At 64.9% G+C, this 20,905-nt stretch carries 22 protein-coding genes; 14 read left to right on the top strand and 8 right to left on the bottom strand.

Going from position 1 to position 20,905, the window contains the following annotated elements; all coding sequences use genetic code 11:
- Positions 1-79: 79 nt before the first annotated feature.
- From RQI28_RS06085 to RQI28_RS06060, 6 genes are all read right to left on the bottom strand, one after another.
- Entirely contained in the window at positions 80-1,093 is a 1,014-nt protein-coding gene (locus RQI28_RS06085) for an AAA family ATPase (RefSeq protein ID WP_311221720.1), read from the bottom strand.
- A gap of 178 nt (positions 1,094-1,271) precedes the next feature.
- Positions 1,272-1,595 carry a Grx4 family monothiol glutaredoxin gene (gene grxD, locus RQI28_RS06080; RefSeq protein ID WP_311221719.1) on the bottom strand — a complete coding sequence of 108 codons (324 nt, stop codon included), beginning with the start codon at positions 1,593-1,595 and terminating at the stop codon, positions 1,272-1,274.
- Between the two features lie 104 nt (positions 1,596-1,699).
- Positions 1,700-2,503, bottom strand: coding sequence for a peptide chain release factor N(5)-glutamine methyltransferase (gene prmC, locus RQI28_RS06075; protein ID WP_404976961.1), 804 nt, complete (start codon positions 2,501-2,503; stop codon positions 1,700-1,702).
- A gap of 98 nt (positions 2,504-2,601) precedes the next feature.
- Positions 2,602-3,522, bottom strand: coding sequence for a 2OG-Fe(II) oxygenase (locus RQI28_RS06070; protein ID WP_311221718.1), 921 nt, complete (start codon positions 3,520-3,522; stop codon positions 2,602-2,604).
- A gap of 52 nt (positions 3,523-3,574) precedes the next feature.
- Entirely contained in the window at positions 3,575-4,354 is a 780-nt protein-coding gene (yaaA, locus tag RQI28_RS06065; protein WP_311221717.1) for a peroxide stress protein YaaA, read from the bottom strand.
- Between the two features lie 143 nt (positions 4,355-4,497).
- Complete coding sequence (locus tag RQI28_RS06060) at positions 4,498-7,866, bottom strand: Rne/Rng family ribonuclease (RefSeq protein ID WP_311221716.1); 3,369 nt, start codon at positions 7,864-7,866, stop codon at positions 4,498-4,500.
- A gap of 599 nt (positions 7,867-8,465) precedes the next feature.
- On the opposite strand from RQI28_RS06060, the gene RQI28_RS06055 reads away from it, so the two are divergent.
- From RQI28_RS06055 to RQI28_RS06040, 4 genes are read left to right on the top strand one after another with little or no spacing between them, the layout of a single operon-like run.
- Entirely contained in the window at positions 8,466-9,479 is a 1,014-nt protein-coding gene (locus RQI28_RS06055; protein WP_311221715.1) for an RluA family pseudouridine synthase, read from the top strand.
- Positions 9,479-10,147: an HAD-IA family hydrolase gene (locus tag RQI28_RS06050; RefSeq protein WP_311221714.1), complete on the top strand. Its 669-nt coding sequence runs from the start codon at positions 9,479-9,481 to the stop codon at positions 10,145-10,147. The genes RQI28_RS06055 and RQI28_RS06050 overlap by 1 nt, the downstream gene beginning before the upstream one ends.
- Positions 10,148-10,179: 32 nt before the next feature.
- Positions 10,180-10,545 carry a Rieske 2Fe-2S domain-containing protein gene (locus tag RQI28_RS06045; RefSeq protein WP_311222053.1) on the top strand — a complete coding sequence of 122 codons (366 nt, stop codon included), beginning with the start codon at positions 10,180-10,182 and terminating at the stop codon, positions 10,543-10,545.
- Positions 10,546-10,548: 3 nt separating this feature from the next.
- Complete coding sequence (locus RQI28_RS06040) at positions 10,549-11,589, top strand: S49 family peptidase (RefSeq protein WP_311221713.1); 1,041 nt, start codon at positions 10,549-10,551, stop codon at positions 11,587-11,589.
- A gap of 212 nt (positions 11,590-11,801) precedes the next feature.
- On the opposite strand, the gene RQI28_RS06035 is transcribed toward RQI28_RS06040, so the two are convergent.
- Both RQI28_RS06035 and RQI28_RS06030 read right to left on the bottom strand, forming a co-directional pair.
- Positions 11,802-12,590 carry an SAM-dependent methyltransferase gene (locus tag RQI28_RS06035; RefSeq protein ID WP_311221712.1) on the bottom strand — a complete coding sequence of 263 codons (789 nt, stop codon included), beginning with the start codon at positions 12,588-12,590 and terminating at the stop codon, positions 11,802-11,804.
- Positions 12,587-13,186 (bottom strand): Maf family nucleotide pyrophosphatase, encoded by a 600-nt coding sequence (locus RQI28_RS06030; RefSeq protein ID WP_311221711.1) that lies wholly within the window; start codon positions 13,184-13,186, stop codon positions 12,587-12,589. The genes RQI28_RS06035 and RQI28_RS06030 overlap by 4 nt, the downstream gene beginning before the upstream one ends.
- Positions 13,187-13,211: 25 nt before the next feature.
- On the opposite strand from RQI28_RS06030, the gene RQI28_RS06025 reads away from it, so the two are divergent.
- The 10 genes from RQI28_RS06025 to rpoE all read left to right on the top strand — a co-directional run bounded on the left by RQI28_RS06025 (position 13,212) and on the right by rpoE (position 20,855).
- The gene (locus RQI28_RS06025; protein WP_311221710.1) at positions 13,212-13,763 is read left to right on the top strand and encodes a YceD family protein; all 552 of its coding nucleotides are present in this window, start codon (positions 13,212-13,214) and stop codon (positions 13,761-13,763) included.
- A 121-nt stretch (positions 13,764-13,884) separates the two neighbouring features.
- Complete coding sequence (gene rpmF, locus RQI28_RS06020; RefSeq protein ID WP_092939210.1) at positions 13,885-14,067, top strand: 50S ribosomal protein L32; 183 nt, start codon at positions 13,885-13,887, stop codon at positions 14,065-14,067.
- 124 nt (positions 14,068-14,191) lie between these two features.
- Complete coding sequence (gene plsX / locus RQI28_RS06015) at positions 14,192-15,244, top strand: phosphate acyltransferase PlsX (protein WP_311221709.1); 1,053 nt, start codon at positions 14,192-14,194, stop codon at positions 15,242-15,244.
- A complete protein-coding gene (locus RQI28_RS06010) occupies positions 15,244-16,221 on the top strand; it encodes a beta-ketoacyl-ACP synthase III (protein ID WP_311230412.1) in 978 nt (325 codons plus the stop codon). The genes plsX and RQI28_RS06010 overlap by 1 nt, the downstream gene beginning before the upstream one ends.
- 61 nt (positions 16,222-16,282) lie before the next feature.
- Complete coding sequence (gene fabD / locus RQI28_RS06005) at positions 16,283-17,236, top strand: ACP S-malonyltransferase (protein WP_311221707.1); 954 nt, start codon at positions 16,283-16,285, stop codon at positions 17,234-17,236.
- Entirely contained in the window at positions 17,233-17,979 is a 747-nt protein-coding gene (gene fabG, locus RQI28_RS06000; RefSeq protein ID WP_311221706.1) for a 3-oxoacyl-ACP reductase FabG, read from the top strand. Before fabD ends, fabG begins: the two co-directional genes overlap by 4 nt.
- Before the next feature lie 104 nt (positions 17,980-18,083).
- Complete coding sequence (acpP, locus tag RQI28_RS05995; RefSeq protein ID WP_056668487.1) at positions 18,084-18,323, top strand: acyl carrier protein; 240 nt, start codon at positions 18,084-18,086, stop codon at positions 18,321-18,323.
- 52 nt (positions 18,324-18,375) lie between these two features.
- Positions 18,376-19,620, top strand: coding sequence for a beta-ketoacyl-ACP synthase II (gene fabF / locus RQI28_RS05990; protein WP_311221705.1), 1,245 nt, complete (start codon positions 18,376-18,378; stop codon positions 19,618-19,620).
- 119 nt (positions 19,621-19,739) lie between these two features.
- Positions 19,740-20,195: a hypothetical protein gene (locus tag RQI28_RS05985; RefSeq protein ID WP_311221704.1), complete on the top strand. Its 456-nt coding sequence runs from the start codon at positions 19,740-19,742 to the stop codon at positions 20,193-20,195.
- A gap of 30 nt (positions 20,196-20,225) precedes the next feature.
- Entirely contained in the window at positions 20,226-20,855 is a 630-nt protein-coding gene (rpoE, locus tag RQI28_RS05980; RefSeq protein ID WP_311221703.1) for an RNA polymerase sigma factor RpoE, read from the top strand.
- The last annotated feature ends 50 nt before the right edge of the window (positions 20,856-20,905 follow it).

The raw sequence follows: 20,905 nt of genomic DNA, 5'->3' as shown, positions 1-20,905 counted from the left end.
CCGACCCTGTCACTGCCACACCAGAAACGCGCGTCAAGCCCGCGTGCGTGGCTTGTCCCCAAACGCGCGTCTTGGCCGGCTACTGCATGAAGCCGATGCGCGTCTTGCGGGCGGTGCCCGGCGGCAGGTCGGCTACCTCTACGGCACCGCGGCGTGCCAGGCGCGCATTGCCAAAGGCGGTCATCCAGGCGCGGCGCACCTCACGCGGCGGCATGTGCGACAGCGCGTCCAGCACGTCCGCCTCGGGTTCTGGATCGAGCAGGCGTCCCCAATCGTGGGACGTGCGTATTTCCTGGTAGAGCTGCCGCGCAATGGAGCGTGCCTGCTCCGGCGTGGGTGCTGGCACTTCGAACACGTTCATGCGGTTCAGGATCGGATCGGGAATGCCGCGCTCATCATTGGCGGTGGTGATCCAGATGACCTGGCTCGCGTCAATGGCCACTTCGGCGAATTCGTCAGTGAAGCTCTGGGCCGTGTCGTGTTCCAGCAGGCTGTAGAGCGCGCCCAGCGGGTCGTATTGCGCGTCGCCGGCGGCCTTGTCGATCTCGTCGATGACGATCACCGGATTGGCGTATTCGCCTTCCACCAGCGCGTCGAACACCTTGCCCGGCCGCGCGCCTTTCCATTGCGATGACGAGCCTGACAGCAGCCAGCCCGCCGTCATCGAACTCATCGGCACCAGGTTCATGCCCGTGCCCAGCAACTGCGCCAGTTGGTGGGCGAAGTGCGTCTTGCCAATGCCCGGCACGCCCAGCAGCAGCATGGGCGTCACCTCCAGGCCATCGCGGCTGTCCTGCGCCAGCGCCACATGGCGCTTGATGTCGTCCAGCACTTCGTTGAAGTTGGGCAACTGCTCATACAGGCCCGCCATGTCGGGCACGCCCGACGGTTTGACCTGAAAGCGCTCCGGCCCGCGCTCCAGCATGCGTTCATACACCGCGCGCAAGCTGTCATGGTCACCACGCTGGCCACCGGCGTCGTGCAGGCGCCGCAGCCGCCGCTCGACCTCGGAGGGCTGGAACACGTTGCGCATCTGGGCCACCGGCAGGCTCAAGGGCTGCGGCTGGGGGACGAGGCTGGTCGAGTGGTTCATGTCGCGCTCCCGGTTGAAGAGGTCACGCAATCATTCAAGCACACAACATGCCCACCCTCAACGGTGGATAAACCCGGTCAACCCACCGCACTCCAGTGTTTTGCCATTCGGTGGTGCCATAAAAAAACCGCCCGAAGGCGGTTGTTTGGCGCGGGGCGCAGTCCAGGCCTGCCACCGCTTACTGAGGCGTGTCGAGCACCTGCTTGAGCTCGCCCGACTCGTACATCTCCATCATGATGTCCGAGCCGCCGATGAATTCGCCCTTCACGTACAGCTGCGGAATGGTAGGCCAGTTGCTGTAGTCCTTGATGCCCTGGCGGATTTCCGCATCGTCGAGCACATTGACGGTGGCCACGGTCTTGGTGTCCACGCCGCAGGCTTTCAGGATCTGGATCGCCCGGCCGGAAAAGCCGCACATGGGAAAGCTGGCGCTGCCTTTCATGAACAGGACGATGTTGTTGGATTTGACGAGGGTGTCGATGCGTTGCTGGGCGTCGCTCATGGGGTGATCTCCTGAAGGGAAGGGCTGCGGCGGGCGCGCTGCAGCGATGCGTGATTATTTCACCGTCTGCGTCGCAGTGCGCGCGGAGGGGTTGGCGCGTAGGGTCACAGGGGCCAGGTGCCGCCGGTGCAGCGCGGCACGCCGGCCAGATCGGCGCGGCTTTGCACGGCGGTGAAGCCGGCGGCATGCAGCAGCGTTTGCACGGCCTCGGCTTGGTCCCAGCCATGTTCCAGCAGCAGCCAGCCGCCGGGCGCCAGGCGGGCGGGGGCCTGCGCCACGATGGTGCGAATGTCGTGCAGGCCGTCGGCACCGCTGGCCAGCGCCTGCAGCGGCTCGTGGGTCAACGCCGCCAGGTGCGGGTCGGCGGCGGCGATGTAGGGCGGGTTGCTGACGATCAGATCGAAGGAGCCGTCGATGCCGTCCAGCCAGTGGCCCAGTTGCATGCGCACAGGCAGTTGCAGCCTGTGGGCGTTGGCGCGGGCCACTTCCAAGGCGTCGGCGCTGGCGTCCACCGCCGTCACATCGGCCGTGGGCCGCTGGTGCTGCAGGGCCAGCGCGATGGCACCGCTGCCGGTGCCCAGGTCCACCACACGGGGGGCGGCAAGCGGCGCGATGACCTCCAGCGCCCAGTCGACCAACGTTTCGGTGTCGGGGCGGGGGTCGAGCACGCGTGCGTCGACGGCCAGCACCAGGCCGTAGAACTCCTTGATGCCTGTGAGATAGGCCACGGGCTCGCCTGCCGCGCGGCGAGTGCACAGCGCTTCAAAGCGGCGCTGCGTATCGGCACCCAGCGTGTCGGTGTCATGCGCCAACAGCCAGGCGCGGTCGCGCGGGGGCCTTGCCAGCACATGCAGCAACAGCAATTGCGCATCAATGCGGGCCAAACCCAGAGTTTGGGCTTGTGCCAAAGCCTGTGCGATCGTGGCGGTTTGGGGGTGGTTTGATATCAATTTGATAGCTGCTAGCGCTTATGGATAAAGCGCTAGAGGCCTATTTGATGCATATTTCACTGGAACTCACGCTCCCGCAGCCATTTGGTGGCGATCCACTTTTCACCGGCGACCACTGGCGCGCCGCCATGCAGCGTTCGGGTGCCCGGATGCGGCCGGTCGTAGCTGAAGAACACCGCATTGCCGCGGCGCGGAGCGACTTCCAGATGCACGTCGGGAAACGTCGTGCCGCCGCCCTGTTCGGGGTCGTTCAGGTAGATGACGAGCGTGGCCAGGCGTTGCCCGCCGCGCTTGAGGATGGTGGGCGTGCCCGGCTCGGCCGGGTCGAAGTAGTCGTAGTGCGGCTTGTATTCGGCGCCGGGCCGGTAGTGCAGCACCTGCAGGCCCTCGCCGTTTTCGACAGGCCAGTTCACCAGCCGGGCGATGCGCGCCTCCAGCCGCGTGACTACGTCGGTCTCTCCGCGCTGAAAGAACATGCCGTCGCTGGTGCGGTCGTCGTTCACTTCTTCGCCGCCGGTGCGGGTGGCTACGGTCAGTGACCGAGCCATGCGCGGCTGCGCGGCGGCGATCAGCGCCTCGCATTCCTCGGGCGACAGCAGATTGCCGAACAGCACGATGCGCGGCTCGGACATGTTCATCAGCACGTCGACCTCGCGGTCGCCCACGTCGATGCGGGCGGGCGAATCGGCCAGGGCAGGTTCGGGCAGCCGTGATGCGGTGGCGGTAGCGGTAGCGGTGGCGGATTTGGCAGCCACGGTGCTGGTGATGCCTTGTCTCTTTTGCCGCAGCGCATCGCTTAGCACCTGCTCCATGGCATGCGCGGCGATGGCCTCGTTCCAGCCAGCATCGAGCAGCGACTGCAGCACGACCGGTCCGCTGAAACCCGCTTCGGCCTGCTCGATGATCCAGGCGCGCAGCTCCGGCGTGATGGGCTGGTGAGAGGGAAGGGCGGAGTCGGGGCTCGAACGGTGCGGCATGGCGGTCTGGCGTGCGTGCGGCGTTGGGTGATTCAAAGGGTGGCGGTGCGCCTCAGTCCGAGGCCTTGCGGCGGTACACCAGGCGATCGGGGGCTGACGAGGCAGCGTGGAAAGCATAGCCTTCCGCATCAAAACCCTCGAGCTGGCGCGGAGTTGCCACGCGATGCTGCACGGCATAGCGGGCCATCAACCCGCGCGCGCGCTTGGCGTGGAAGCTGATGATCTTGTAGACGCCGCCCTTGTAGTCCTCGAACACGCATTCGATCACGCGCGCCTTCAGCGTCTTCTGGTCAACCGACTTGAAATATTCCTGCGACGCCAGGTTCACGACCACCGGCGTGGTGTCGGCCTGCAGCCGGGCGTTCAGGTGATCGGCAATGCGCGAGCCCCAGAACTGGTAGAGGTTGGCACCCGCATCGGTGGGCAGGCGCGTGCCCATCTCCAGCCGGTAGGGCTGCATGCGATCGAGCGGCCGCAGCACGCCGTAGAGCCCGCTCAGGATGCCCAGGTGCTGCTGCGCCCAGTCCAGGTCGTCGGCGGTCAGGTTGCGCGCCTGCAGGCCTTCGTACACGTCGCCGTTGAACGCCATGATGGCCTGGCGGGCATTGGCGGCAGTGAATTTGGGTCGCCAGCTGGCGTAACGCCCCACGTTCAGCGCGGCCAGCGCATCGCTGATGTGCATGAGCGATGCGATCTGCTGCGGCGACTGTTGGCGCAGCAACTCGATCAGCCGCGCCGAATCTGCCACGAAGGGCGGCAGCGTGTGCGGCAGGCCATCGGGCAGCGGCGTGTCGTAGTCCAGCGATTTGGCGGGTGACAGCAGAAACAGCATGGTGGTGCGTGACGGTTGAGTGAAGCAGGTCTGAAAGTGGCTGCGGCCCGTAATGGGCCGCAGGTGAGGGGAGAGGGCTGTCAAGCCCTAGGGGACGCCGGCGCAGATTGCTTCAGTCCTGCGCCGCAGTGCCCATTGCCGTGTCAGGCCGCGGGCTGCTGTTGCTCGAAAGGCAGCTTCAGCTCGTTCAGGTCGCGGCGGGTTTCCACCAGCACCAGCGGGCCTTCGTCCACGACAACGACCGGAGGACGCACGCGCGGCACGTGTACCGGGCGGGGCTCCGCTGCGATGGCGGCTTGCGCTGCGGCGATCTTGTCGGCGTCGGAGTTCACCCATTCCAGGCCAGAGCCCTGAGCGACCGAGACCAGCGCCTGCACGGGTAGCGCGAAGCTTTCCACACGGGGCATGGCACTGTCAGCGACGGCAGGTGCTGCCGCAGGCGCAGCAGCCGGCTTCACGGGTGGGGCCAAGCGCTGGGGCGCTGGAGCGGGCGCCGTTGCTGGCGCTGCGACCGGCGCCGGAGCCACCGGAGCGACGGCCGCAACCACCGCAGGCTCTGCAACGACAGGCGTCGCTGCGGGCAGGGGCGCAGAGGCTATTGCCGGGGCTGCATCCGCCAAGAATGCGGCGGCAGGTGCCTGTGCTGCGGGCTGCGAAGCTGCTGGCTCCAAAGCTGCGGCTGGCGCTGCCGCAGAGGCCGCGTTGAAGTAGCTGCGGCGTGGTGCGTCCTGCACGGCATCGTCAACAGACGCTTGCGACACATAGGCCGCTGCGTTGTCCGTCACTTGCTCAGCAATTGCTGCGCCTTCGTCGGTGGCGCTGGCAGCGTCGCGCGGAGCGCGGTCGGCGCGATCGCGGCGGTCACGGCCGTAGCGGTCGCGGGACCGGCGCTCGCGGCGCTCTTCACCGCCGGCAGTTGCCGGTGCGCCGTTGGCATCGACAGCAGGGCTGGTCAGATCCAGGTCGGGCAGGGCGGACAGGGGCGAGGTTTCGGCAAAGTCGGCCACGGGCGTGCCGTTATCGTTTTGCTGAGGTGCACGCTCGCGGCCTTCGCCGTTGCGGTCACCTCGGCCACCACGCTCGCCGCGTTCACGGCCTTCGCCGTTGCGGGGCGCGCGCTCACCGCGCTCACCTCGGCCACCACGCTCGCCGCGTTCACGGCCTTCACCGTTGCGGGGCGCGCGCTCGCCGCGTGCTTCGCCTGCAGCCTCGTCGAGTGCCACCGCGGTGGCGGCGCCTTGCGGCAGCCCTTCCACTGGCAGTGCCGATGCGGCGTTGCGGGGCTCGCCCCGGTCGCGGCCGCCTCGGCCGTCGCGGCGTGCTTCGCCTTCAGGGCGGTCGCCCCGGCCTTCGCGTCCTTCACGGCCGCCTCGGCCTTCGATGTTGCCGTCGCGCGGTGGGCGGCTTTCGCGGCCTTCACGACCTTCACGCGCTTCCGCTGGGCGGCCATCACGGCCTTCGACGCGTTCACCGCGGCGGCCACCGCGGCCTTCACCGCCTTGGCCGGTGCCAACGCCGTTGCCTGCGGCGTCGCGCGGACCATTGCGTTCGCCACGACGGCCACGGCCTTCGCCGCCGCGACCATCGCCACGTCCTGCGTCGCCACGGCCCTCGCCGCGACCATCGCGGCGTCCGTCACCGCGTGGGCCTGCGCCGCCGTCAGCGGCTGGCGCAGGGGTGCGTGCAGTGGTGGTCGTTGCGACCGGTGCAGGCGCTGCTCCGAAGCCGAAGAGGCTCTTGAGCCAGGCGAAGAAGCCTTGCTCTTGTGCCACTGGCGCGGGGCGCACGGGTGCGGCCGCAGGCGTTTCAGCTGCACGGGCTGCCTGGGGCTGCTGTTGCGCACCACCGGCACGGGGTGGGCGGGCGGCGCCTTCGGGGCGGGGCTCGCGCGGTTCAGCGATGGGGGCGGGTGCGTCGGGCAGCACGCCCTTGATGACGGGCGTCTGCTTGTTGGTGGGCTCTTGCGAGCGGCGCGTCACGGCCGTGGGGTCTTCCACTTCTTCAGCGAGCTTGTAGCTGGCTTCGATGTGGTCCAGGCGCGGGTCGTCGTGCTTCAAGCGCTCCAGGCGGTAGTTGGGGGTTTCCAACTGCTTGTTGGGCACCATCAGCACGGCCACGCGCTGCTTGAGTTCGATCTTGGCGATCTCGGTGCGCTTTTCGTTCAGCAGGAACGAGGCCACTTCCACCGGCACCTGACAGTGCACGGCAGCCGTGTTGTCCTTCATGGACTCTTCCTGAATGATCCGCAGGATCTGTAGGGCAGAGCTTTCCGTGTCGCGGATGTGGCCCGAGCCACCGCAGCGAGGGCAGGGGATGGACGAGCCCTCCGACAGCGCGGGCTTCAGGCGCTGGCGGCTCATCTCCATCAGGCCGAACTTGCTGATGGTGCCGAACTGCACGCGGGCGCGGTCCTGGCGCAGCGCGTCGCGCAGGCGGTTTTCCACTTCGCGGCGATTCTTCGACTCTTCCATGTCGATGAAGTCGATCACGATCAGGCCGCCCAGGTCGCGCAGGCGCATCTGGCGGGCCACTTCGTCGGCTGCTTCCAAGTTGGTGCGCGTGGCGGTTTCCTCGATGTCGCCGCCCTTGATGGCGCGGGCCGAGTTCACGTCAACGCTGACCAGCGCTTCGGTGTGGTCGATCACGATGGCACCGCCCGAAGGCAGTTGCACGGTGCGGGCGTAGGCCGACTCGATCTGGTGCTCAATCTGGAAGCGGCTGAACAGGGCGGCGTCGTCGCGGTAGCGCTTCACACGGGCGGCATGCTCGGGCATGACGTGCGCCATGAACTGGTGCGCCTGCTCGTAGATGTCGTCGGTATCGATGAGGATGTCACCGATGTCGTTGTTGAAGTAGTCGCGGATCGCGCGGATGACGAGGCTCGATTCCTGGTAGATCAGGAAGGCGCCCTTGCCGCCCTTGGCGGCGCCGTCGATGGCGGTCCAGAGCTTGAGCAGGTAGTTCAGGTCCCACTGCAGTTCGGGCGCATTGCGGCCGATGCCGGCGGTGCGCGCAATGATCGACATGCCTTTGGGGTACTCGAGCTGGTCCATCGCCTCCTTGAGCTCTGCCCGGTCCTCGCCCTCGATGCGGCGCGACACGCCGCCGCCGCGCGGGTTGTTGGGCATCAGCACCACGTAACGGCCGGCCAGCGACACGAAGGTAGTCAGGGCCGCGCCCTTGTTGCCGCGCTCTTCCTTTTCGACCTGCACGACCAGTTCCTGGCCTTCGCGGATCACGTCATTGATGCGCGCCTGGTTGGGCGAGACGCCCTCGGCGAAATACTGGCGGGAGATTTCCTTGAACGGCAGGAAGCCGTGGCGGTCTTCGCCGTAGTCGACGAAGCACGCTTCCAGCGAGGGCTCGACGCGCGTGACGACGGCCTTGTAGATGTTGCCCTTGCGTTGCTCGCGTCCTTCGATCTCGATCTCGTAGTCCAGCAGCTTCTGGCCGTCCACGATGGCCAGGCGGCGTTCTTCGGGCTGCGTGGCGTTGATGAGCATCCGCTTCATGATGCGATTCCTTTTCGTTGTCGTTGCGGCGCGCCCGGCAGCAGTTGCTTGTTGGTGTTCAAGCTGCTGGCCGCGCGTGCCGCGGATTTCCAAACCAATGACTGGCTCTAGAGGAGCCGTGATTGCCTGGACTGACGCATCGAAACGAAAAGAGGAATGGCCGGGAACCCCGCCACTGCAAAGCGACTAGCTTCGCAGGCGGGGTGGGGGCGCGTGGATGGGGGCGAGCCGGGCTGCACAGATGATCGCTACAAAAGGTATAGCGGATAGCGCTTGCCGGACGGGCGCTGCGGGCATATTGCGTGCCGATGCCAAAGGCTGTCGCCTCTGCCACAGGGTCACAATCCAAGCCAGCAATGCCCACATAGTTGTCGCTTCGATCCGCCGGCGTGCGGTGCCCGCTGGGGGCGGCTGCCGGCTTGGGGATTCCGTATTCAGTGTTTCAATTCGTCAGCCTGCCGCGCGGCATGTGGGCTGCACAGGCATCCGGCCTGCAATCCGCGCACACGACGCCCGTGGGCAATCGACCTCCTGCGCGGCTTGTCGGGCTGAGTGGACTAAACTCCAGACAAATCAACCACTTACACAACGTAGCGCAGGTGAAACACATTATAGGGGGCAAACCGGCCGGAACCCTTACCCCGGCTGCCCACCCACCCGCTGCCCGCATCGTGGAAGTCGATGCAGAGTCTGCCGGCCAACGGCTTGATAACTTCTTGATACGCCATTTGAAAGGCGTGCCCAAGACGCATGTTTACCGCATCATCCGCAGCGGTGAAGTGCGCATCAACAAGGGCCGAGCCAGTGCCGACACCCGCATCGAGACCGGCGACCAGGTGCGCCTGCCGCCGGTGCGCGTGTCCGATAAGGTGGCTGAAAAAGCCGAGCGCCCGGCGCCCGCGCGTGAATTTCCCATCCTGCTGGAAGACGATTTCCTGATTGCGCTCGACAAGCCAGCCGGCACCGCCGTGCATGGCGGCAGCGGCGTGAGCTTCGGCGTGATCGAGCAGTTGCGCCAGGCCCGCCCGCAGGCCAAGTTTCTGGAATTGGTGCACCGGCTCGACCGTGATACCTCCGGCATCCTGCTGGTGGCCAAACGCCGCTCGTCGCTCGTCGCGCTGCAAGACCAATTTCGCGAACGCGAAACCGGCAAGACCTATCTGGCGCTGGTGACTGGCCAGTGGCCCGCTAACAAGAAGGTCATAGACACCCCGCTGCACAAATACCTGCAGGCCGACGGCGAGCGGCGCGTGCGCACCACGACGGCCGACGACCCGGATGGCATGCGCTCGATCACGCTGGTGAAGGTGCGCTCGGCGTTGGCGCCGCGCCTGCAGCAAGGCCTGCCCGCCATGACGCTGCTGGAAGTGACCATCAAGACCGGCCGCACGCACCAGATCCGCGTGCACCTGGCCAGCCAGGGCCACGGAATCGTCGGCGATGACAAATATGGCGATTTCGACCTGAACCGGCGGCTTCAGAAGATCGGGTTCAAACGCATGTTCCTTCACGCATGGCGGCTACAGTTCAACCACCCTTCCAGTGCCGAACGGGTGGAGCTCCATGCCGAGCTGCCTCCCGAGTTGGCCGACTACGTTTCCGGACCTGCCTGATGACCAACTCCCGCCCCCGCCGTTTCGACCTGATCGCCTTTGACTGGGACGGCACCCTGTACGACTCCACCGCCATCATCGTGCGCTGCATTCAGGAGTCGGTGCGAGACGTGGGCGGCACGGTGCCCAGCGACCAAGCTGCTGCCTGGGTGATCGGCATGAGCCTGACGCAGGCGCTGGCCCACGCCGCGCCCGACGTGCCGCCGGAAAAGTACACCGAGCTGGGCAATCGCTACCGGTTTCACTATCTCAAGCACCAGGACGACCTGAGCCTCTTTGCCGGCGTGATGCCCATGCTGCAAGACCTGCGCGAACGCGGGCACTTGCTGACCGTGGCGACCGGCAAGAGCCGGCGCGGGCTGGACGATGCGCTGCACACCGTGCAGTTGCGCGGCGTGTTCGACGGATCGCGCACCGCCGACGAAACCGCCGGCAAGCCGCACCCGCTGATGCTGCAGGAGCTGATGGCCGAATTCGACGTGACACCCGAGCGCACGCTGATGATTGGCGATACCACTCACGATCTGCAGATGGCACTGTCCGCCGGCTGCGCGAGCGTGGGTGTGAGCTACGGCGCGCATCAGCCTGACAGCTTTCATGCACTGCGCCCGCTGTTCGTGGCCGGGACGGTGCGTGAACTGCACGACGGCTTGTTGCAGCACGGCTGAACGCCGGCCGCGTGGAGCCAGTTTCTGTGTCCATCCCCCGGGCCATCGCGCTGTGTGCCTCGGGCGATCTGCTCGAAGGCGGCCGTGCCGTTGCCTTCGACGTGCTGTTCCACGGCCAGGCCTGCCGCGCGTTCGCCATCCGCTTTGAGGGTGGCGTGCATGCCTATCTGAACCGCTGCACCCATGTGCCGATGGAAATGGACTACCAGGAAGGCCGCTTTTTCGACGACAGCGGCCAGTGGCTGTTGTGTGCTACCCACGGTGCGGCGTATCGGCCCGATACCGGCGACTGTGCGGGCGGGCCGTGCCGCGGCGGGCTGGTGAAAATCGCACTGTCAGAGAGCGGCGACATGGTCCACTGGCATACTTCCGCTCACCTCCAACCCGTAGAGTTCTGATTCATGACCGATCCCACCCGCACCGACCCCTCGGGTTATGGAGAAAATCCGCCTCCAACGCCCGATCTATGGGCGCAGGGTGCTCCTGAAAAGGGAGCAAAAAAAGCAACCGTCGACCAACCCGGCTGGGAGCGTGGCGTGCTGGAAAAGCTGGTGTTGGCCACATTGGCTGAGCAGCGCTCGGCCCGCCGCTGGCGCATCTTCACGCGCCTGGCCTGGCTGGTCTTTGCCATCGCCATCGCCTGGTTCGTGCTGCAGCGTGATACAGCCACGGCCAGCAAGAGCACGCCGCATACGGCGGTGGTGGACATCAAGGGCGAGATCGCCGCAGGCGCCGAGGCCAGCGCCGAATTCGTGGTGGCCGCCATGCGCAGCGCGTTCGAAGACTCCGGCTCGCAGGCCGTGGTGCTGCTGATCAATTCGCCTGGCGGCAGCCCGGTGCAGGCCGGCATCATCAACGACGAGATCATTCGCCTCAAGGCCAAGTACAACAAGCCCGTCTACGCCGTGGTGGAAGAAACCTGCGCGTCGGCCGCCTACTACATCGCTGCTGCGGCCGACCAGATCTTCGTGGACAAGGCCAGCATCGTCGGCAGCATTGGCGTGTTGATGGATGGCTTCGGCTTCACCGGCACCATGGAAAAGCTGGGCGTCGAACGTCGCCTGCTCACCGCTGGCGAGAACAAGGGCTTCCTCGACCCCTTCAGTCCGCAGACGGAAAAGCAGCGCGCCTTCGCGCAGCAAATGCTCGACCAGATCCACCAGCAGTTCATCGGCGTGGTCAAGGCCGGCCGCGGCGATCGCCTGAAGGTGACCGATGAAACCTTCAGCGGCCTTTTCTGGACGGGCCAGCAGGCCGTCGACATGGGGCTGGCCGACAAGCTGGGCAACCTGGACTACGTCGCCCGCGAAGTGGTCAAGGCCGAAGAAGTGATCGACTACACGCGCCGCGACAACGTGGCCGAGCGGCTGGTCAAGAAGTTTGGTGCGGCGCTGGGCGAAACCGCCGTACACGCGCTGAAGACGGCGCCGGCCATTCGCTGAGCCGAGCTGCAGGCGGCCCGGTGGGTCGCCACCCAAACCAAAGCGTGGGGACTGTGAAGGTCGCCACGCTTTTTTCATTGCGCTGATTTACCGACTAGCTAGCTCGCTCAGTTTGAAATAATGGTAAAAAATGGCTCTAGCGCTTATGGGATAAGCGCTGGTAGCTATAAAAAACATAGCTATTGCCTGTTGCGATCTGCGGCTGTGCAAAGTCATCGGCCTATGGAAAACACGGCCGGCGTGCGGTTGTCGGGCACTTCGGGTTGCTGGCGCCACTGGCGCACCAGGCGGCTGTCGGTGCGTGCGGTGGGCAGCGTCAGGCCGCTGGCAATGGCCAGCCGCGTGTTTGGCTGCAGGGTCTGCACCAGCGCCTGCCACAACGCTGCGTTGCGGTAGGGCGTTTCGATAAATAACTGGGTCTGGCCTTGCTTGAGAGCCAGCGATTCCAGCTCGCGAATGCGCTGGGCGCGCTCGCTGCCGTCCTGCGGCAGGTAGCCCGTGAAAGCAAAGCCCTGGCCGTTGAGCCCGCTCGCCGCCAGCGCCAGCAGCAGCGACACAGGTCCCACCAATGGCACCACGCGCAGGCCCAGGTCGTGCGCGGCCCGCACGACCGAGCTGCCCGGGTCGGCCACGGCTGGCATGCCGGCCTCGCTGACCAGGCCGATATCATGCCCCTGCAGCGCGTCGGCCAGCAGCGGGCGGGCGTCGAACGGCACGTGGCCCGCTGCGCCGTGGTCGCCTTTTTTGTGGACTTCGCGCGGCAGCTCGGTGATCTGCTGCGCCTGCAGTGCAGCGGCCAGCGGATGCACGGCGTCCACGCGCTTGAGGTAGGCGCGGGTGCTCTTGGCGTTCTCGCAGATCCAGCGGGTCAGCCCGGCAGCGACTTGCAGCGTGCCGTCCGGCAGAGCGGTGGACAGATCAGCCTGCGTGTCGCAGCCGAAGTCGAGCGGCGCGGGGACGAGATACAGCGTGCCGCGCGGTGTGGAGGGTGACTCGCTCATGGCAGCACCAGCCCGGCGGCGCGCAGCATGCGGCAGGTGCGGATCAGCGGCAGGCCGATCAGCGCGGTCGGGTCATCGCTGTCGATGGCATCCAGCAGGGTGATGCCCAGGCCTTCGCTCTTCGCACTGCCGGCGCAGTCATAAGGTTGCTCGGCACGCAGGTAGCGTTCGATTTCGGCATCGCTCAGGTCGCGAAAGCGCACCTGCACGGCAGCCAGATCGACCTGCTCGAAACCGGTCGCCTGGCATACGACGGCGACGGCGGTCTGAAAGACGACGGTCTGGCCACGCATCTGGCGCAACTGCGCTGTGGCGCGCTCGTGGGATCCGGGCTTGCCCAGCGGCTCGCCGTCAAGGTCTGCGACCTGGTCCGAGCCGATGACCACGGCTTGGCTGTGCAGCGCGGCCACGGCCTGGGCCTTGGCCAGCGCCAGTCGCAGCGCCAGTGCGCGCGGGGCTTCGCCGGGGCGTGGGGTTTCATCCACATCCGGTGCGGCGACGTCGAACGGCAGGCTCAGCCGGTCCAGCAATTCACGCCGGTAACGCGAGGTGGAACCCAGGATGAGGGGGCGAGAAAGAGGGCTGGAATCAGGCATGGGGCGATTCTCTTACACTGCACCCATGACCAAGGAATACTCCCCGGACCGGCTGGACGTCAAGGCCTTCGCGCAGGTGGGCGGCCACCTGTCGCGTCACGATTCGCTATTGAAATACGAGCGCCTGGCGAGCGAGGCCCAGGGCCTGCACCCCGATCTGATCGTGGACTGGGAAGCCCATGGCGACGTGCGCTCCACGCACGGCATCGAAGGCCAGGTGTGGCTGCGCCTGAAGGCGCGCGCCACCGTGCCGATGATCTGCCAGCGTTGCCTGACGCCTGTAGACGTGCCGCTCGAGGTGGATCGTGAGTTCCGCTTCGTCGCCGACGAAGCTACCGCCGAAGCGCTGGACGATGAGAGCGAAGAAGACCTGCTGGCCATGAGCCGCGAGTTTCACGTGCGCGAGCTGATCGAAGACGAATTGTTGATGGCGCTGCCCGTCGTGCCGCGCCACGACGAGTGCCCGACCCCTGTGACATTGGCCTCCAGCGATGAAGACTTCGAGGAAGCCAGCGCTGAGAAACCAAATCCGTTCGCCGCACTGGCATCGTTGCGCAACACCAAGACGGAAGACTGAATCAACCCTGGCGACACAAAAACCATTTCAGATATAATCGAGGGCTTCGCGCGAATCCCCTCGTGTCTTTTTATGGGCTCGGTCGCGTTTTTACCAACCCTTCAAGACTCAGGAGCCCACCATGGCTGTTCAGCAAAACAAAAAATCTCCTTCCAAGCGCGGCATGCACCGGTCGCACAACGCCTTGACGACGCCAGGTACCGCCGTGGAAACCACCACGGGCGAAATCCACCTGCGTCACCACATCAGCCCCAACGGTTTCTACCGTGGCCGTCAGGTGCTGAAGAACAAGTCCGAAGCCTGACCCGGCAAGGCGCCTCACCAGGCCGCCTGAGGCCCGTTGCTACATAAATCGTAGCGCGGGCCTTTATTTTTTCCGTCGTTCACTCTTTTCTTCGGGTTGCTTTGCCGGCCCAGACAAGTTGCCCATGATCACACTGGCTGTTGACTGCATGGGGGGCGATCACGGCCCCAGCGTCACGCTCGCGGCGTGCCGCCGCTTCCTTGAACAACATTCCGACGCGCGTTTGCTGTTGGTAGGGACTGCCGAGGGCGTGAAAGGCCTGACGCACGACCGCGCCACCGTGGTGCTGGCGACCGAGGTCGTTGCCATGGACGACCCCGTCGAGGTGGCGCTGCGCCGCAAGAAGGATTCGTCCATGCGCGTTGCCATCCAGCAGGTGAAGGACGGCGCAGCACAGGCGGCGGTTTCTGCGGGCAATACCGGGGCCCTGATGGCGATCGCGCGCTATCTGCTCAAGACGCTGGACGGCATCGACCGGCCCGCCATCGCATCGCAGATGCCCAACGCCAAGGGCGGCGCCACCACGGTGCTGGACCTGGGCGCCAACGTCGATTGCACCCCTGAACACCTGTTGCAATTCGCCGTCATGGGCTCTGCCTTGGTGTCGGCTTTGCAAGAGGGCGGGGAGCCGTCGGTGGGTTTGCTGAACATCGGTGAAGAAATCATCAAAGGCAGCGAAGTCATCAAAAGAGCCGGTGAATTGCTGCGAACTGCCGGCAAAACGGGCGATTTGAATTTCTATGGAAACGTGGAAGGCAACGACATCTTCAAGGGCGTGGTCGACATCGTTGTATGTGACGGTTTTGTGGGCAACGTGGCGTTGAAGGCGAGCGAAGGCGTGGCATCAATGATCGTCGGTGGCCTCAAGCAAGAGTTCAAGCGCAATGCTTTGACCAAAATGGCTGCCATCGTCGCTTATCCTGTCCTATCTGCGCTCATGAAGCGCATGGATCACCGCCGTTACAACGGCGCGGCACTTTTGGGCCTGCGCGGACTGGTTTTCAAGAGTCACGGTTCGGCCGACGTGGTGGCGTTCGAACAGGCTTTGAACCGGGCGTATGATGCAGCCCGCAACAACCTGCTCGACCGCGTCCGGACGCGGGTGGCGCACGCAGCGCCGCTTCTGGCCCCTGCCGACACGCTGCCAGTGCCCGGGACGGCCGCGGCCACACTTTGATGAGACGCTATTCCCGTATCACAGGCACTGGCAGTTGCCTGCCACCGCGCCGGCTGTCCAATGACGATCTGGTCGCGGAACTGGCCCAGCGGGGCATCGAAACCTCCGATGAATGGATCGTCGAGCGCACAGGCATCCGGGCGCGCCACTTCGCCGATCGCGATGTCTGCAGCAGCGACCTGGCCTTGGACGCCTCGCGCAAGGCGATTGAGGCCGCGGGCCTCAAGCCCAGCGACATCGACCTCATCATCGTCGCCACGTCCACGCCGGACATGGTGTTTCCTTCGACCGCCTGCATCCTGCAAAACAAGTTGGGCGCCAATGGCTGCGCGGCTTTTGACGTGCAGGCGGTGTGCAGCGGCTTCGTCTACGCACTGGCCGTGGCCGACGCCATGATCCAGTCCGGGGCCGCCAGCCGCGCGCTGGTGGTAGGCGCCGAAGTGTTCAGCCGCATCCTCGATTTCAACGACCGCACCACCTGCGTGCTGTTTGGTGATGGCGCGGGCGCCGTGGTGCTAGAAGCCTCTGAGCAGCCCGGCATTCTGGCCAGTGACCTGCACGCCGATGGCAGCCACGTCGGCATTTTGTGCGTGCCAGGCAACGTCTATGGCGGCCAGATTCTGGGCGATCCGCTGCTGAAGATGGATGGCCAGGCGGTCTTCAAGCTGGCTGTGGGCGTGCTGGAAAAAGCTGCGCGGGCCACGCTGGACAAGGCCGGCCTGACGGAAGCTGATATCGACTGGCTCATTCCGCACCAGGCCAACATCCGCATCATGCAGAGCACGGCGCGCAAGCTGAAGCTGTCCATGGACAAGGTCGTCGTCACGGTGGACCAGCATGGCAACACATCGGCTGCCTCCATACCGCTTGCGTTGGACCATGGGGTGCGCTCCGGTCAGGTCAAGCCTGGCCAGACCGTTCTGCTGGAGGGTGTAGGCGGCGGGTTCACCTGGGGTGCGGTGCTATTAAAATTGTAGCTATCTGCGCTTGATAGATAAGCGCTAGAGCCACTTTTCATCTGATAACCACATTGTGACCATGTCGAGATCTTTTGCATTCGTGTTTCCTGGCCAGGGCTCGCAGTCCGTTGGCATGCTGGACGGCTGGGGCGACCACCCGGTGGTTGCCCAGACGCTGCAGGAAGCCTCCGACGCGCTGGGCGAAGACGTCGCTCGCCTGATTCATGAAGGCCCCAAAGAAGCCCTGGGCCTGACCACGAACACCCAACCCGTGATGCTGGTGGCCGCCGTGGCCGCCTGGCGTGTCTGGCGTGCCGAAGGTGGCGCTTCCCCAGTGGTCCTGGCAGGTCATTCCCTTGGCGAATACTCCGCGCTGGTCGCTGCCGAGGTGCTGAGCCTGGCACAGGCTGCGCCGCTGGTGCGTCTGCGCGCTGCCGCCATGCAGGAGGCGGTGCCGGTGGGCACGGGTGCCATGGCCGCGATTCTAGGCATGGACGCATCGCGGGTGATTGCAGGCTGCGCAGAGGCCGCAGCCACGTTCGGTCCCGGATCGGTCGAGGTGGTGGAGGCAGTGAATTTCAACGACCCCGCCCAAACAGTTATCGCTGGCACCAAGGCGGGTGTGGACAAGGCGTGCGAGCTGCTGAAGGCCGCTGGCGCCAAACGCGCTCTGCCGCTGCCGGTGTCGGCACCGTTTCATTCCAGCCTGATGAAGCCTGCGGCCGAGAAGCTACGGGCTGCGCTGGCGGGCCTGCAGCTGGCTACACCGCGCATCCCGATCGTGAACAACATCGACGTCGCCGTCGAGCAAGATGCCGACGCCATTCGCGACGCACTCTATCGGCAAGCGTTCGGCCCAGTGCGCTGGGTGGAGTGCGTTCAAGCGCTGAAGGCACGCGGCGTCACCCATATCGTCGAATGCGGCCCGGGCAAAGTGCTGGCCGGTTTGACCAAGCGCATCGACCCCGATCTGGTCGGCGTCTCCATTTACGACCCGGCCACCCTGGCCGAAACCCGAGAGCTTCTGGCATGAGCGACAACAACGTTTCCCCCTTCCAGGTCGCCCTGGTGACCGGCGCCACGCGTGGCATTGGCGCCGCCATTGCAGCCGAGCTGGCTGCACGCGGCCTGCGCGTGATCGGCACCGCGACGACGCAGGACGGAGCCGCACGTATCCAGCAGACGCTGGGTGCGCACGGCGGCAAGGGCGTGGCGCTGGACGTGACCGACGGCGCAGCCGTGGATGCGCTCATCGACTCCATCGTGAAGGAATACGGTGGCCTGCATGTGCTGGTCAACAATGCCGGCATCACCCGCGACACTCTGGCCATGCGCATGAAGGACGACGACTGGGATGCCGTGATGGACACCAATCTCAAGGCCGTTTTCCGCTGCAGCCGCGCCGCCATCCGGCCCATGATGAAGCAGCGCTTCGGCCGCATCATCAACATCACCAGCGTGGTGGGTGCCTCAGGCAATCCCGGGCAGGCCAACTACGCAGCGTCGAAGGCCGGTGTGGCAGGGATGACACGCGCCCTGGCGCGTGAACTGGGCAGTCGCGGCATCACCGTGAACTGCGTGGCACCCGGTTTCATCGAGACCGATATGACGGCCAAATTGCCTGAAGAACAGCAGAAAGCCCTGCAATCGCAGATCGCTTTGGGCTATCTGGGGCGGCCATCCGACATTGCAAACGCAGTGGCTTATTTGGCCTCTGCCGGCGCGGGCTATGTGACGGGGCAGGAATTGCATGTCAATGGCGGCATGTATATGTAATTGACGAAAGTTGGCGCCGTATTTCCGTGCGGCGGGCTACTGGGGGGACTTACCCCTTAAGCGGCTAGAATCGCGGATTCATTCACAACCCCCTGAGGGAAACCATGAGCGATATCGAAGCACGTGTCAAAAAAATCATTGCCGAACAACTCGGCGTTGAAGAGTCACAAGTCACCAACGAAAAGGCTTTCGTAGCCGACCTGGGTGCAGACTCGCTGGACACGGTTGAGCTGGTGATGGCACTGGAAGACGAGTTCGGCATCGAGATCCCTGACGAAGACGCAGAAAAGATCACGACGGTGCAGAACGCCATCGACTACGCCAACAACAACCAAAAAGCCTGATCCCCGCGCGATAGCGCCCGGCGGGCGCTGCGAACCGAGAAAGTATGAACGCATGAGCCGTCGTCGCGTTGTCGTGACCGGTCTGGGTTGCGTCAGCCCCGTGGGCAACACGGTGGCCGATGCCTGGGCCAACATCCTCGCCGGAAACTCCGGTATCGATCTCATCACCAAGTTCGACACGTCGAACTTTGCCTGCCGCATTGCAGGGGAGGTCAAGGGTTTCGACCTGAATTCATACATCAGCGCCAAAGACGCGCGCACGATGGACAGCTTCATCCACTACGGCATTGCTGCAGCACAGGAAGCCGTCCAGGATGCGGGTCTGCCCACGGGCGAGGCGCTTGACGAAGAACTGGCGACGCGCATCGGTTGCATTATCGGTTCGGGCATTGGCGGCTTGCCGCTGATCGAGAACACGCATGCGGAGCTGGTCAGCCGTGGTCCGCGCCGGATCACGCCGTTTTTCGTGCCGGCGTCCATCATCAACATGGTGGCTGGACACGTGTCCATGCGTTTCGGCTTCAAGGGGCCCAATCTGTCTGTCGTGACGGCCTGCACTACGGGTCTGCACTGCATCGGCGAGGCGGCGCGCAAGATTGAGTACGGCGACGCGGATGTCATCGTGGCTGGTGGCACTGAAGCAACGGTGTCGCCGCTGGGCGTCGGTGGCTTCGCCGCAATGCGTGCCCTTTCCACGCGGAACGATGACCCTAAGACAGCCTCGCGCCCGTGGGACAAGGGGCGCGATGGGTTTGTGCTGGGTGAGGGTGCTGGTGTGCTGGTGCTCGAAGAGTACGAGCACGCCAAGGCACGCGGCGCCAAGATTTATGCGGAAGTGTCCGGCTACGGTATGAGCGCCGATGCGGGGCATATGACGGCACCCAGCATGGACGGCCCGCGCCGCGCCATGCAGGCTGCATTGCGCAACGCCGGCGTGAACGCCGACGAAGTCGACTATCTGAACGCGCATGGCACGTCGACGCCTCTGGGCGACCTGAACGAGACCAATGCCATCAAGGCAGCACTCGGCGATCATGCTTACAAGACGGTGGTCAGTTCCACCAAGTCGATGACCGGCCATCTTTTGGGTGGTGCTGGCGGCATCGAAAGCGTGTTCTCCGTGCTGGCCCTGCGGGACCAGAAGGTTCCGCCGACGATCAACCTGTTCGAGCAGGACCCGGAGTGCGACCTGGACTATTGCGCCAATGTCGCCCGCGACATGAAGCTGGACGTTGTCGTCAAAAACAACTTTGGTTTCGGTGGCACCAACGGCACTCTGGTCTTCAGGCGCGTCTGACGGCGGCGCCGGCGTTCTCCCGCCTGTCCATCGTTCGGCCTCTGCTGAATGCTGTCTTGATGGGTGTCGCTCCTGTTTCTATCCCGTCCTACCACCGTGCACCCGCAGCGCGCTTTCCCATGGCGCGCAGCGCTTCGGTCGGCGTGACTCTCGCACTGATTGCGATTGCAGGAGGAGGGGGGATTTCAGCGTGGTGGTGGCTTGGAGCACCGGTTGGTGTTGTTCCGGTCGCCGCGTGTGCGGGCATCTGGTTGCTGACCACGGCCTTGGCGGCCCGTGCCTGGCTTCAAAGCCCAAGCGGTACGGTGGAGTGGGACGGTGCGCAGTGGTGGCTGACCGTTGCTCCGACGGCGACCCCAATCGCCATTCAGCAGCCGCCCAGCGTGCTCCTGGATTTTCAAAGTTTTCTCTTGATTTCGCTGCAGCCGCAAGAGGGATGTCCCGTCTGGCTGGGACTTGAAATGAGGCAAGCACCGCTGCAATGGGCGACATTCCGACGTGCGGTATATTCGCGCGCCCACACGCCGGGCAATCCCGCCACGCCCGGCAGCGCTGACGGCACTCCGTCCTCCTGACGTGACGGCAGCAGCCTTATCTTTTCAATAATGACAGCACTTTCGCCCCCGCCCAACGGCAATGACAGCGATCTGCAGCTCGTGGAGCGCACCGTCGCAGGCGACCAGCGCGCGTATGAACTGTTGGTCATCAAGTACCAGCGTCGCATCGAACGCCTGATCGGGCGCATGGTGCGCGATGTGGATCTGGTTCAGGACATCGCGCAGGAAACGTTCATCCGCGCCTATCGAGCGCTGCATCAATTCCGTGGGGACGCCCAGTTCTACACCTGGCTGTACCGGATCGCTGTCAACACGGCCAAGAAGGCGTTGATGGATATCAAGCGCAATCCCGTCATTACCGAAAGCGCTTTGCGCGGCGGTGATGACGACGATGAAACTTCCCGCATCGGCAACGAACTAACCAGCGAAGAGACTCCCGAGACCGTGTTGGCGGCGCGGGAGATCGCCGAGGCCGTGAATGCGGCCATGGAGGCGCTACCCGAAGATTTGAGGCAGGCGGTGACGCTGCGTGAGATCGAAGGCCTGACTTATGACGAGATCGCGGTGGCGATGAATTGCCCCATCGGCACCGTGCGGTCCCGAATTTTTCGTGCCCGGGAGGCGATTTCCGCGCGGGTCAAACCGCTGTTGGAGAACCAGTCCGGAAAGCGCTGGTAAGCCGTTTGAGGCTATTTGCAGTATTGGCAATGGGCAGCAATGCAGGGTGA

Origin of the sequence: Acidovorax sp. WCS2018Noco2-16, from assembly GCF_031843945.1 — a bacterium.
Classification (GTDB): domain Bacteria; phylum Pseudomonadota; class Gammaproteobacteria; order Burkholderiales; family Burkholderiaceae_C; genus Paracidovorax.
Note: the sequence above shows the minus strand (reverse complement) of the source record. Positions and strands in the feature narration are given on the sequence as shown.

Bases quoted from the DNA above. Each gene is read 5' to 3' on its own strand.
- rpmF (WP_092939210.1), top strand. From the start codon at position 13,885: ATGGCTGTTCAGCAAAACAAAAAATCTCCTTCCAAGCGCGGCATGCAC.
- RQI28_RS06035 (WP_311221712.1), bottom strand. From the start codon at position 12,590: ATGAGCGAGTCACCCTCCACACCGCGCGGCACGCTGTATCTCGTCCCC.
- RQI28_RS06060 (WP_311221716.1), bottom strand. From the start codon at position 7,866: ATGAAGCGGATGCTCATCAACGCCACGCAGCCCGAAGAACGCCGCCTG.
- RQI28_RS06070 (WP_311221718.1), bottom strand. From the start codon at position 3,522: ATGCCGCACCGTTCGAGCCCCGACTCCGCCCTTCCCTCTCACCAGCCC.
- RQI28_RS06030 (WP_311221711.1), bottom strand. From the start codon at position 13,186: ATGCCTGATTCCAGCCCTCTTTCTCGCCCCCTCATCCTGGGTTCCACC.
- RQI28_RS06040 (WP_311221713.1), top strand. From the start codon at position 10,549: ATGACCGATCCCACCCGCACCGACCCCTCGGGTTATGGAGAAAATCCG.
- grxD (WP_311221719.1), bottom strand. From the start codon at position 1,595: ATGAGCGACGCCCAGCAACGCATCGACACCCTCGTCAAATCCAACAAC.
- RQI28_RS06050 (WP_311221714.1), top strand. From the start codon at position 9,479: ATGACCAACTCCCGCCCCCGCCGTTTCGACCTGATCGCCTTTGACTGG.
- RQI28_RS06025 (WP_311221710.1), top strand. From the start codon at position 13,212: ATGACCAAGGAATACTCCCCGGACCGGCTGGACGTCAAGGCCTTCGCG.
- acpP (WP_056668487.1), top strand. From the start codon at position 18,084: ATGAGCGATATCGAAGCACGTGTCAAAAAAATCATTGCCGAACAACTC.
- RQI28_RS06085 (WP_311221720.1), bottom strand. From the start codon at position 1,093: ATGAACCACTCGACCAGCCTCGTCCCCCAGCCGCAGCCCTTGAGCCTG.
- yaaA (WP_311221717.1), bottom strand. From the start codon at position 4,354: ATGCTGTTTCTGCTGTCACCCGCCAAATCGCTGGACTACGACACGCCG.
- rpoE (WP_311221703.1), top strand. From the start codon at position 20,226: ATGACAGCACTTTCGCCCCCGCCCAACGGCAATGACAGCGATCTGCAG.
- fabG (WP_311221706.1), top strand. From the start codon at position 17,233: ATGAGCGACAACAACGTTTCCCCCTTCCAGGTCGCCCTGGTGACCGGC.
- fabF (WP_311221705.1), top strand. From the start codon at position 18,376: ATGAGCCGTCGTCGCGTTGTCGTGACCGGTCTGGGTTGCGTCAGCCCC.
- RQI28_RS06010 (WP_311230412.1), top strand. From the start codon at position 15,244: ATGAGACGCTATTCCCGTATCACAGGCACTGGCAGTTGCCTGCCACCG.
- plsX (WP_311221709.1), top strand. From the start codon at position 14,192: ATGATCACACTGGCTGTTGACTGCATGGGGGGCGATCACGGCCCCAGC.
- fabD (WP_311221707.1), top strand. From the start codon at position 16,283: ATGTCGAGATCTTTTGCATTCGTGTTTCCTGGCCAGGGCTCGCAGTCC.
- RQI28_RS05985 (WP_311221704.1), top strand. From the start codon at position 19,740: ATGGCGCGCAGCGCTTCGGTCGGCGTGACTCTCGCACTGATTGCGATT.